10 protein-coding genes are annotated in these 11,493 nt (G+C 37.5%); 6 read left to right on the forward strand and 4 right to left on the reverse strand.

Annotated features, from left to right (window positions below; all coding sequences use genetic code 11):
• Window positions 1–9 precede the first annotated feature (9 nt).
• Window positions 10–1,026 (forward strand): DNA cytosine methyltransferase, encoded by a 1,017-nt coding sequence (locus H6G76_RS30105; protein ID WP_190709192.1) that lies wholly within the window; start codon window positions 10–12, stop codon window positions 1,024–1,026.
• Window positions 1,027–1,028: 2 nt separating this feature from the next.
• Here the strand turns inward: H6G76_RS30105 and H6G76_RS30110 are convergent, their stop codons facing one another.
• Together H6G76_RS30110 and H6G76_RS30115 are read right to left on the reverse strand one after the other, a co-directional pair.
• Window positions 1,029–1,790, reverse strand: coding sequence for a circadian clock KaiB family protein (locus H6G76_RS30110; protein WP_190709194.1), 762 nt, complete (start codon window positions 1,788–1,790; stop codon window positions 1,029–1,031).
• Window positions 1,791–1,860: 70 nt separating this feature from the next.
• On the reverse strand, window positions 1,861–3,138 hold the full coding sequence (locus H6G76_RS30115) for a type IV pilus twitching motility protein PilT (RefSeq protein WP_190709196.1): 1,278 nt from the start codon (window positions 3,136–3,138) through the stop codon (window positions 1,861–1,863).
• A 715-nt stretch (window positions 3,139–3,853) separates the two neighbouring features.
• Between H6G76_RS30115 and H6G76_RS30120 the strand changes: the two genes are divergently transcribed.
• The 5 genes from H6G76_RS30120 to H6G76_RS30140 all read left to right on the forward strand — a co-directional run bounded on the left by H6G76_RS30120 (window position 3,854) and on the right by H6G76_RS30140 (window position 7,858).
• Window positions 3,854–4,231: a hypothetical protein gene (locus tag H6G76_RS30120; protein ID WP_190709198.1), complete on the forward strand. Its 378-nt coding sequence runs from the start codon at window positions 3,854–3,856 to the stop codon at window positions 4,229–4,231.
• 364 nt (window positions 4,232–4,595) lie between these two features.
• Window positions 4,596–5,711 (forward strand): non-hydrolyzing UDP-N-acetylglucosamine 2-epimerase, encoded by a 1,116-nt coding sequence (wecB, locus tag H6G76_RS30125; protein WP_190709200.1) that lies wholly within the window; start codon window positions 4,596–4,598, stop codon window positions 5,709–5,711.
• A 370-nt stretch (window positions 5,712–6,081) separates the two neighbouring features.
• Complete coding sequence (locus H6G76_RS30130; RefSeq protein WP_190709203.1) at window positions 6,082–6,225, forward strand: microviridin/marinostatin family tricyclic proteinase inhibitor; 144 nt, start codon at window positions 6,082–6,084, stop codon at window positions 6,223–6,225.
• 190 nt (window positions 6,226–6,415) lie between these two features.
• Entirely contained in the window at window positions 6,416–7,405 is a 990-nt protein-coding gene (locus H6G76_RS30135) for an MvdC family ATP-grasp ribosomal peptide maturase (RefSeq protein ID WP_190709205.1), read from the forward strand.
• 51 nt (window positions 7,406–7,456) lie between these two features.
• Window positions 7,457–7,858, forward strand: a complete 402-nt coding sequence (locus tag H6G76_RS30140) for a hypothetical protein (RefSeq protein WP_190709207.1) — start codon at window positions 7,457–7,459, stop codon at window positions 7,856–7,858.
• Window positions 7,859–8,042: 184 nt separating this feature from the next.
• Here the strand turns inward: H6G76_RS30140 and H6G76_RS30145 are convergent, their stop codons facing one another.
• On the reverse strand, window positions 8,043–10,511 hold the full coding sequence (locus H6G76_RS30145; protein ID WP_190709209.1) for a hypothetical protein: 2,469 nt from the start codon (window positions 10,509–10,511) through the stop codon (window positions 8,043–8,045).
• Window positions 10,512–10,824: 313 nt separating this feature from the next.
• A partial coding sequence (locus tag H6G76_RS30150) for an AAA-like domain-containing protein (protein WP_190709211.1) occupies window positions 10,825–11,493 on the reverse strand: 669 nt, incomplete at its 5' end.

Consider the following 11,493-nt stretch of genomic DNA (forward strand, 5'->3'; position numbering starts at 1 on the left):
ACTGAATAGATGCATCAGTCCGAAAAAATCGTTATCAAATTTTTAGACTTGTTTTGTGGAATTGGCGGGTTTCGTATTGCGGTAGAAATGGTTTGTCAAGAGCTTAATCTTAAACCCGTCTGTGTTTTTTCTAGTGATATAGACTCTGATGCTCAAAAAGCATACGCAGCAAACTTTGGTGAACAGCCTGCTGGTGATATCACTAAGATAGAAGCTCAAGAAATTCCTGACCATGATATTTTGCTGGCAGGGTTTCCTTGTCAACCCTTTAGTATATGCGGCGACATGAAAGGGTTTGATGATATACGTGGGACTTTATTTTTTGACATTGCCCGCATATTACAAGCAAAACAGCCGCAAGCCTTTGTGCTGGAGAATGTCAAACAGCTAAAAGGACATAATCAAGGTCAAACACTGAAGCGAATTATGGCAATGCTTAGTAACTTAGGATACTATGCAGACTATCGGATTTTAAACGCCCTTGATTTTGGTGTACCGCAGAAGCGTGAACGCATTTTTATTGTTGGCTTCCGTCAGCAAGTTAATTTTCTTTGGCCAATTGGTGGTGTTCCTATGAAACCGCTTGCAGAAATTTTGGTCGATGAAGTACCAGCTTTCTATTATGCTTCTGAAAAAATTAGAAATAGTCGCATCGAAAAACGCAAGGGAAAGCAGCAGTATAACGAAGCAACTATCTGGCATGAAAACAAAGGCGGCAATATTAGTGCATATCCTTATTCATGCGCTTTGAGAGCAGGTGCTTCTTATAATTACCTCTTAGTCAACGGTGAAAGAAGATTGACAGAACGTGAAATGTTGCGACTCCAAGGCTTTCCAGATTCTTATCAGATAGTTGGCTCTTATCAATCTGTCAGAAAACAAGCTGGCAATGCGGTAGCTGTTCCTTGTGTTGCTGCTGTCATGCGCTCGGTTCTCAATGCAATGGCACAAACTGCTACCGATAACATTAAACAATTGAATGCGATGCTTAAGCCTATTGCTCTAGGCTCGCCTCTCTGCGGTTAAATCTATATTTTCTTTGTCGCTCCCAACATCTGGAGAATCTTCTCAGCATTATCTAAATCGCCAACGATGCGCCGGATGGGATGTGGCCAAACCTTAACAAGGGTGGGAGTAGCAGAGACTTGATCGATTTCTGCTTGTTCTGGATTAGTTAGAACATCAATCACTTTCATAGTATAGGGATATCCTAGCGATCGCTCTAACAATTCATGTAAATTTTGCAGTATCTTTTCTGTGTTCGCACTATGACCTGCTACAAATAAGCGCAGAACGTAACCTTGAGTTTTTTGCGGTGCTGTTTGTATGGCTCTAACTGGCGGATGGTATTTGGGAGCTTTTTCGGAAAGGTCTAAATTAATAACTAAATCGTGGTCTTCCCAAAGCTGGGGAAATGTAGAGCGATAAGTTGCCAATACCATGCGATCGCATAATCCATCTTGCCACGGAGCAGCTTGCCACACTAATTCACCCGTGTTAAAAATTGCATTCAACAATGCTTGATGTTGAAGAACTGCTGGATAAGCTTCTGCAAAAGTACGGATTTGTCGGGTATGGGGATCTAACCAATGGTCAAGTGTAGCTGTGTAACATGGAACTAAAAAGTGAGGCGGTTCTGATAAATCTAGGATTTCTTGCAAAGCAGCGCACAAATGCAAATGCCATCGACCCTGTTTATTTGGGTCGATGCAATAAATTAAATCTCCTCCTGGAGTAAATAAGGCTATGCCTTTAAAGATTTGAGGTAAAACAAGTTTATCTGTAGTCAAGCTAGTTACAGGGGTTGGGGAACTCAAAGGTAAAAAGTAGAGGCGAGTTACTTTTTACCTGTTACTGTAATTAAACTCGTCCTCGGAGAAACTGGGCCATTTCATTAGGAGTCGGTGACATTTCTAAAGCTGTTTCTTCAGTAATGCGACCTTCTTGATAGAGGTTAAGCAGTGACTGATTCATTGTAATCATGCCATCAAAACTGGCCTGCTTCATCAGTTCACCAATTTCATCATACTTACCGTCTTTGACCCATTCTTTAACCGCCTCAGTGTTAATTAAGATATCGTGGAATGCAGCACGTTTACCATCAGTCGTCCGACATAATCCTTGGGCGATGATTGCTACCAAAGATTCTGCTAGGGCTACGCGCATCGCATCCTGTTCTTCGCCAGAGTATAAATTAAGAATCCGCTCGATGGTTTTCACTGCACTATTGGTGTGCAATGTTCCCATCACTAAGTGACCAGTTTGAGCAGCTTTTAAGGCGGTGTTGACTGTTTCTTTATCCCGCATTTCACCCACCAGAATCAAATCTGGGTCTTCCCGCAAGGCTGCTTTTAAAGCGTTATCAAATTTGCGAGTGTGCATCCCCACTTCTCGTTGTTTGACTAACGACTTGCGACTTTGGTGAACAAATTCAACGGGATCTTCAATGGTGATGATATGCTTGGCCATTTCTCGATTGATATAGTCAATCATCGCCGCCATTGTGGTTGATTTACCAGAACCAGTGGGGCCTGTGACTAAGATTAATCCTTTGTGGTAGTGGCAGATATCTCGGAAAACGGGCGGTAATCTCAACTGTTCCATCGATAAAATTTTCAACGGAATCAACCGCAGTACCATTGCATGGCCTTTCATTGAGCCAAAAACGTTGATCCGTACACGGGCAAATTCATATTGAGTTGCACCATCAAACTCTAAATGTTCTTCAAATCGCTGAATTTCTGCTTCAGTCATTACCTCCCGCAACCAACTCATGAAAGATTCAAGATCCGTTTCTGGATACTCAGTTGGTTGAATTTCTCCACGGTTGCGATAACGAGGTACTTCGCCGACACCCAAGTGAATATCAGAATAACCCTTATCAAATGCTTCTTTAATAATTTGCGCCAAAGTTAGCCCTGAAGGATTGCTTTTAGCTGATGCATTTTGTGGGGATGTTCCAGGACGATGACCCGCCACAGGTGGTGGTGCAGGTTGAGTAACGTTCCGATGGATAGACATATCCAAGGTTTGTGTATGCTGCTTCTGTGTGATTAAAGATGGTGGAGGCGGCGGCAAAGGTGGCACGTTTCTAGAAGGAACAGGGTTGGAATTGGCAGGATGCTTTGTTTCTGTCATATATCTTTAAATTTGAGCAGTTATTAACTTGACTCAGCAAAAAATTTATCTTGCTGGTTCTCAGAAAGGCAGACAGCAGGGTTGTTGCTTTCTCTTAGATGCAAAACTTGAATTCATATTTCGTTACATACTTTTTAGCTAGTCGTATCTTTTTTTATATATTTTCTCCAACTGGCTATTAGTGTAGGAAAATATTAGCCCTATATAAACTGGTTTAGCACACTATCTACATTGACAACCCTCAGAAAAAGCACTTATAAAATAAAGTATATTTAATGACAATTGCTGATTCTTAAATTCTTTGCTTAATTAGATGAGAAATTTTTCCGGCAAAACAACGCAATTTACTAGCATTTAACAGCCAAAACAGCCGCAGGTATTTTTTTCAGCCGTATTTCAGAATTATGAGAGACACTGCTTAATTTGATAAGAAATATTAAGGGGATCAATTTCAGAAGTTGACTATACGCTTAGTAAGCTCATCTTATAAGGCTTCTATTCCTGGAGATAGATGGCAGGAACTGTTCACATATCTAGAAATAAACGGAACTTTACATTCATAATTACAAAAAATTAACTGTAAAGTTAAGTAACTAAATGCTCATTTTTCCTAGCCCTTTTTATATACTGGAATTCACTGAAATAGTCAGTTGATTCGCCAACAGCGGTATCTAACTGAAATTAAATTTATTGCTGTGTATTTGGAGAAAAAGTCATGGTTTCAGCTCAAAGCTCTAATCTCGAAAAGACATACTCCTTGATGATGATTAAAAGCTTTTTGATATGGACGTTCACATTGGCAGTATGCTTGTTAGTTGTCGGTTTTCCATTAGTTGTGTTGATGGCTACAGTTGGATGCTTGTTGTCGATTGTTTTGCAATCAGTAATGCCTGTTAGTGCGGTTTTATTAGTCGCAGGCGGTTTAATTTTGTTCAATATTTTGGCAGTTGCGATCGCTGCTGCTGTCCTCACCTTTAGAGGTGTACATCCAAGCCAAATCAAGTGGTTAAGTTGGCTGCACGGAGAAGCAGAAGAATTGCAGCAAACTACTGTCTACGCCGCTTGTCCTTTAACTTGTGACATCAAACTATAACTACTTTGCTAAACACAACAAACAATGCATCTGCCCGGTTCAACCGGGTTTTTTCATGCTTTTAGAAGGCAATAGGCAATAGATTTGTTTGGATCTCCTACACGGGTTGCTATAGATGCAGCGTTTTTTAGTTGGGTGCAGTACACTTTGCAAAAAGCTAGAGGCTAGAGACTAGAGATTAGAGGCTAGAGATTAGATATACTTTTTATAAAAAATGGTGCTTTAAATCCTTATTTTTCTGAGCTAATTCTTTACCTATTGCCTATTGCCTATTGCCTGTTGCCTCCCCGCAGGGGTTCTGGTCATTTGTCATTTGTCGGGATTGAGTATTTACTATTGACTATTGACTATTGACTCTTGACCCATGACTAATCAAAAGCGAGTTGGCATTATTCTCGGTACACGTCCAGAAGCAATTAAACTAGCACCTGTAATTCAGGTTTTTCAAAAATCGCCACAGTTTGATTTGCAAGTAATTTTAACTGGGCAGCATCGTGAGATGGTTGAACAAGTCATGCAACTGTTTAACCTGAAGGCAGATGATGACCTAGAGATTATGCAGCCTAAACAATCTTTAAGTGATATTACCTGCCGCAGCTTAAGAGGGCTAGAAGAGTTATTTCAAAAAAGTAAGCTGGATTTAGTTATTGTCCAAGGAGATACGACGACTGCTTTTGCAGCAACGTTGGCAGCTTTTTATCAAAAAATCCCTGTGGGTCATGTTGAAGCGGGTTTAAGAACTGATAATATTTACAATCCTTATCCAGAAGAAGCAAATCGACGGTTAATTTCTCAACTTACCCAATTGCATTTTGCGCCAACGACTTTGGCGGTGGAGAATTTACAACGTTCTGGGGTGTTGGGAGAAATTCACCTGACGGGTAATACAGTTATTGATGCACTGTTGAATGTAGCTGCAACTGAACCAGCTTGTAATGTACCGGGTTTGAACTGGAATGAATATCGCGTGTTGTTATCCACAGTTCATCGTCGGGAAAATTGGGGAGAACCACTACAAGCGATCGCTCACGGTTTTCTGCAAATATTAGATAAGTTTCCTGATACAGCTTTGGTGTTACCATTACACCGCAACCCAACAGTTAGGGAACCATTGCAAGCATTATTAGGACAACATCCGCGAGTATTTTTGACGGAACCTTTAGATTATGCCGAACTAGTGGGTGCAATTGGGCGATCGCATTTTTTATTAACTGATTCTGGTGGTTTGCAAGAAGAAGCACCCAGCCTTGGTAAACCCGTGTTAGTGCTGAGAGAAACTACAGAACGTCCTGAAGCGGTAACTGCGGGTACAGCTAAACTAGTGGGAACTGAAAGCGAAAGTATTTTAGTTGCGGCGGCGGAGTTGTTGAGTAACTCTGCTGCGTATGATGCAATGGCTAATGCGATTAATCCATTTGGTGATGGTCACGCGGCGGAGCGAATTTTGCAGATTGTGGAGAATTATTTAAAAGTGGGTTGATCATAATTAATATTTTTCGGTTTCGCATTGTCGAGGGAGAGGCAAAACGCCTTTCCCAAAAAACTAAAATATTCTTTTAGGTTCGCCAAAGGAAGTAAGGATTATTTTTTACTTTTATTAGTTATAACGGTTAAACTAAACTGTTTGATTTGCTTGTAACCAGTTGAGTAAATCAGCGATCGCATTAAAATCTCATAATTCCTTACTTAGAAATTATTACTAAATATTATCAAGTGTTAACAAATTTCTGCTTAAATGTCTTAAATTTCTTAAGTTAGTGCTTCTTAACTGTCTTAACTGTCCTTGTACATATATTTAATTACTGATATAAATTTTAGTGGCCAAAACAATTTCCTTTAGGGAAAAAGCAATGTCTACAAACACAGTTAAAACAGGGAATGTTGAAATAGTACCATTCTTCGCCCGTTTCTTGGCAGCACAAACTACTGAAGAAACAGAGACTCCTTCATTTCCTTGGACTTTTAAGTATCCTTCAGATTTGGAAGACAAGTAATTTTAGTCTTCTGCATCTGAAATGAAGGGATTAGGAGTTATCTAATAACTCCTAATACTGGTTAATAACCAATCTCAAGGAAGATTACTCCGTCTCCAAACACAGTCAAAATGGGAGCATCCCAAATATGTAAAAACTTATTTGGTATTGCTTAATATTTACCTTCTAAAATTTTAAACGAAAATATTTTATGCACCTGTCTCGTGATGTTGTTTTATTACTCACTCACAGTGGTGATTTCTTCACTATAGATAGAGTTGCAGAAGCCTTAGCAAGAAAAGGGGCGCAACCATTTCGTCTAGATACTGATAAGTTTCCTCTAGAAGTTCAATTAACAGCACATTTGGACAAGTCTAAAACATACCACACGATAGAATACAAAAACTACTCTATCAGCACCCAGCAGGTGCAAGCTGTGTGGACGCGCCGCATTTGGGAACCAAAACTAAGTCAAGAATTAGCACCTAAGTTCCGTGAAGCTTGCGTAAGAGAATCAAAAGCAACTTTAGATGGTTTTTGGGATAGCCTCAAGGAAGCTGATTGGGTAGATGATTTAGAGCGGATAAGTTATGCAAATAACAAGTTGCGTCAACTGCGAATTGCATCTGAAGTAGGTTTTGTGATTCCTCAGACTCTTGTAACCAATAAAGCCCAAGCAGCACGAGAATTTTTTTTGCAAGTTAACGGCAAAATGGTGAGCAAGCTTTTAACTACTCTTTCCTACAGTATGGAAGCTAACTCCTCATTCTTTCTTTACACCAGCACTGTAAGAGAAGAAGACTTACAAGATGCTGAGTCACTGCGCTACTGTCCAATGGTTTTTCAAGAGCAAATCTCCAAGCAGCAAGAATTGCGAGTAGCGTATGTGAATGGCAATGTATTTGTAGGAGCATTGAATGCAGATATGTATGCAGCAGCCAAAGTTGATTGGCGTAAACCAGGTGTTGAAGTTGGTGCATGGCAACACCACCAACTTCCTGATAAAGTAGTGCTTCGTCTGCAAGCTTTTATGGGAAGACTAGGGCTTTTATTTGGCTCTTTAGATTTGATCCTGACACCATCAGGCGAGTACGTCTTTTTAGAAATCAATCCTGTTGGAGAGTGGGGAATGCTAGAGAAAGATTTAGATTTGCCAATTTCGAGTGCGATCGCAGATGCCCTACTTCCAACAAATCATTAAGGCATTAACGATGAAATCATCCCCGACGACACCGATAGAACTTTAAGTACTATGAATCACTCTGATACAGAAGTCGAAATGTTACTTTTTGGAAAATGGCGTTTTAATACCAATTGGGAAAAAATATCTATTCATTTTAAAGATGATATGACTTATGAGCAAACTAAAATTCAAACATTTTTTTTATATAAAACTAGCGAAATTATCACTGGTAATAAATTCGCTGGTGTATGGTATGTAAATGATCGAAGATTATGTTTAGTAGTTAAAAATCTTCCTAAATCAGGATTTAATCTTCAATTATTTTTTTTGTCTACAGTTTATTTGGCAGATATGATAGCTAGCCTTGGTTCTATATTTATAACAGAAAAATATGAAATTGTTGAAATTAATAGTTCACTATTTACATTAAAAAATAAAAATGAGATTATTACTGGATTAAAAATAAAGTAATACTTATTGCCATATCAAATCGAAATAACTAGATAGGAAATCATTATTTTCAGCTATAGCAGTGGACAGGTAACAGATGAAAACACTGTGCTGCAAGGATTTCCCGGCATAAAGCAAGTGGCGTTAGCGCAGACTATCGTTAACCTTTAACAACACCTCCTAGCAGTAAAAAAACTTTTTTATCTCACCTATGGATTACTTTTTTACTAACAGAGTTACTAAGAACTTTTAACCCTAAAATTGTTATAGTTCCATTGTTATGGCGGATAGCCAGTGATGTCAACTGTTTTCCTAACAAATAAAAGCTGCCCATGATACTAACAGAATACAATCCATGCTTGACTTTTTTAAGTATTAGTGTTGCATTTTTTTGATTGTTTACTCCTTTAAGTATCAGAACACCAGCAAAATTAAAGCTACCTGATGTAGTTAAGGTTTTGCTATTCAAACTTGCAGAGATATTAGCAAAAGTATAACCTAAAAACTTAAGATTTCCTGCAATACTTGCAGAGTCGTTAATATTACCATTAGAGCCTTTAGCTAGAGTTACTGTAGCACTATTAAAAGCTAAAATACCAAAATTGAAATTACTGAGAGTTTGAAACCCAGTTTCATTCAGGCTGATACCTAACTCTGTGAATTGTTTACCCAAGATAGCAACATTACCTAAGCCAAAAAACTTTTTATTTGTTGAATCAAGCTTTAATTTAGGAACATTTAGCTTCAAAATATTAGCCAAATTAAGAGATACATGATTAATTGAAATATTTTGAGTGTTAAATGATAATGTACCACTGCCCAAAGATTGATTAAAAGCAATAATATTAGCTGTTCCTGAGGCACTTTTGTTGGTCAAGTTAACTAAGAGGCTGGGAATAGTTAAAACCAAGAAACCTGCTAAACTCAAATGAACATTTTTTAGAGCAACCTCATTTTGATTAATATCAAATGTAATACCTGCTAGTGTATTACCCAAAACCAAAATCTTTCCTATACCCCTACCACTACCAGATTTTATATCAATATGTAGAGCATCAATATCGATACTTAACAGATTAGCTAAACTTAAATCAAAGTTTTTAAACGTAGCATTAGTATTGGTAAGTTTAAATTCTACATTTGCAACTTCATTGCCAAAAAGCTCTACATAGCCATCCCCTTGAAGATACTGCTCGTTAGGCGTTACTTTGAGAGCTAAATCTAAACTTTTGTCATCTGTTCCCTTAATTTTCAGGAAACCCAAATCTATTTCAGCAACTTTTAATGAGCCTCCAATATTTTTAAAAGTTTTGTCACCTTGAATAATTAAAATTGCTGTATGTCCCCAAGCATAAATTTTGCCATTAATTTCTAATCCTTCTGATACCAATTGGCCAGCAATAGTTGTCGGGAAGGGAACAAACTTAATTAAAGGATTGAATGTTCCATCGCTATCTGAATCAATTGGTTCAATGTTTAAGTTCACTAAGTTTTCTAAAAATCCTAGTGCTTTGTTAACTAAATCGATGGAATATCCTACTTGTTTGGTAATAAAAGAAGCGACTGGCCCCCGCCACAAGTCAATTAAGCTAACTGCTTGCTTGGGATTTAACACTAAAGCTAATCTTTCAGGATCATTAGTATCCATGAGGAATGCTACCTCAAGGTCTATTTTTTCCCATTTCAAATCGCCAATAAAGCCAAAGTTATCGAAGTAGGGAGGTAAATACGTACCTCCTCCTTGAAACCTAACATTACGAAATTCAGTTCCCACAAGTCCATAGGGATTACACCAAGATTTTTCACCTTGTTGACAGAAGTATGCGGTTAAAGATTCAGGTTCAAGAGAGATATTCCCAGTGAGAAATAATTTAGGTTCGTTTTCTTGGGTAGGATCGTAGCCTTGAATAATCAAGTTTCCTATTAATTCAAAGTTTGGCTCTAAATCAGCCCCAATATTTAATCTTATAAGCAAATTGTTAAAAATAGCCTTAAATTGTTGTTGGGAAAATAGCTGAATATCACCGATAATATTACCTGTTAAATTTATATGTCCCACAGGATTAAAATTAATTACCGAGCCTAAACAAGTAATGCCCAAGCTTTGACGCATAAAATTACTAAAATTTGTTTGAATATTGGTGAAATCAATATTCCCGATAAAATTTAATCCTTTAATTAAATTAATAATACCTAAGCTTGAATGAGTAAAATTATAGCTGTTTTTAGTTAAAATCAACTCTGGATTGCTTAATTTTAAATCGTTGATTATAGGTACTGTATTTGTTAAAGAGCTAAAACTAAAATTATTAGGTAATTTATATTTTAGGATGGACTGTTTACCGAAGATTAATTCTATATCTTGGTTATTTAGTAAGCCCTTAAAACCTAGCTCAATTTCTTTATTTTTTTGATAAATACTATATTGTGGTGCAGATATTATAATTTCATAGCCGCCAAATATTTCAGTAATAATTCTGTCAACTGCAACCTTTATGTATGTAACATTACTTTGAAGGTTAAAAATCTTGTTTAGATTTAGCTGTAAATCATGACCATAATCTAAATAAATGATGGAAGTTGGCGGAGTTAAATTAACATCCTCTAAAGATTTCAGTTTTAATTTGATATTGTCAGATAAGATAATTCCTTCTACATCGAAGCTGCTATTCATAAATCAGTAAATATTTTTAACAGATTAGTTTGGAAGTTATTGATTAAATTTTTGGACTTCACTCTAATGTATTAGTCTAAACTGTCACTGAATGTCCGACAGTTTTGAGCCACTTATAGCAGGCGACAGGTGACAGGGTTTTGCTGTCTCAGTTTTATGATTTACTGATCTCCTAACTACCTTGGCTATTGCTTACTTTATAGCGTTAGAGTTTAACACTATTATCCTCACTGTCAGAAGCAACCAGCTTAAAAAAGGGATTTATTATATTAAATCCCTGAAAGTAACTAATTTGTGTTTGAATCTTGAATTATTAAGAAGCCATGATAGATAGCTGCTTGGCAAAGTAAGTACGGTAGAGTTCGCAACGTGGTAGAATGCGATCGCCTTCCAAGGAAATTAATCCTAAACTTTCTAGCTTATAAGTATCCATTGGGTCAAGCAGCAAACTTTTTTGGCTAGTAACAAGCTCAGTATATAACCTGACTAGATGAAGATTAGCTCGCAGTCTTACCCAGTGTTGCTGTAAATGTTCGCGGTAAATTCCTCCATTGGCGATCGCGTCTTGGATCAATTCTGTTAAAGTTATAGTCCCAGAACTCAAATAATACAACGCTAGTTGAATCAGTGCCGGATGTCCACCAACTAAAGACATCAAACGCGCCGATTCTTTGCCTACCGTCCACCTGAACCCATATCTTCTAGCTAATTCTTCTATCTGTTGCTGGGTAAATTCATGCAGACGGATAGGTAGCCCAATATTAAATGGAGATTGGTTAATATCTAAAGAAATATACTGTTCTGTAGAGTAAACTAATACGAGTCTTAGTTTCTGCCAATTGTGATTTTGTCGTGCTTCTTCGCACCAAGAACGCAATAAAACAAAAAAATCATGAGCAATGTGGGGATATTTAAAAAAGCGATCAATATCGCTCAACACCAAAACTAAAGGAGTCTGGCACTGTTTAATAATATAGTTTTG

This window comes from Nostoc sp. FACHB-152 (assembly GCF_014697475.1).
GTDB lineage: Bacteria > Cyanobacteriota > Cyanobacteriia > Cyanobacteriales > Nostocaceae > Nostoc_B.

Bases quoted from the DNA above. Each gene is read 5' to 3' on its own strand.
- H6G76_RS30145 (WP_190709209.1), bottom strand. From the start codon at position 10,511: ATGAATAGCAGCTTCGATGTAGAAGGAATTATCTTATCTGACAATATC.
- H6G76_RS30140 (WP_190709207.1), top strand. From the start codon at position 7,457: ATGAATCACTCTGATACAGAAGTCGAAATGTTACTTTTTGGAAAATGG.
- H6G76_RS30130 (WP_190709203.1), top strand. From the start codon at position 6,082: ATGTCTACAAACACAGTTAAAACAGGGAATGTTGAAATAGTACCATTC.
- H6G76_RS30105 (WP_190709192.1), top strand. From the start codon at position 10: ATGCATCAGTCCGAAAAAATCGTTATCAAATTTTTAGACTTGTTTTGT.
- H6G76_RS30115 (WP_190709196.1), bottom strand. From the start codon at position 3,138: ATGACAGAAACAAAGCATCCTGCCAATTCCAACCCTGTTCCTTCTAGA.
- H6G76_RS30135 (WP_190709205.1), top strand. From the start codon at position 6,416: ATGCACCTGTCTCGTGATGTTGTTTTATTACTCACTCACAGTGGTGAT.
- wecB (WP_190709200.1), top strand. From the start codon at position 4,596: ATGACTAATCAAAAGCGAGTTGGCATTATTCTCGGTACACGTCCAGAA.
- H6G76_RS30120 (WP_190709198.1), top strand. From the start codon at position 3,854: ATGGTTTCAGCTCAAAGCTCTAATCTCGAAAAGACATACTCCTTGATG.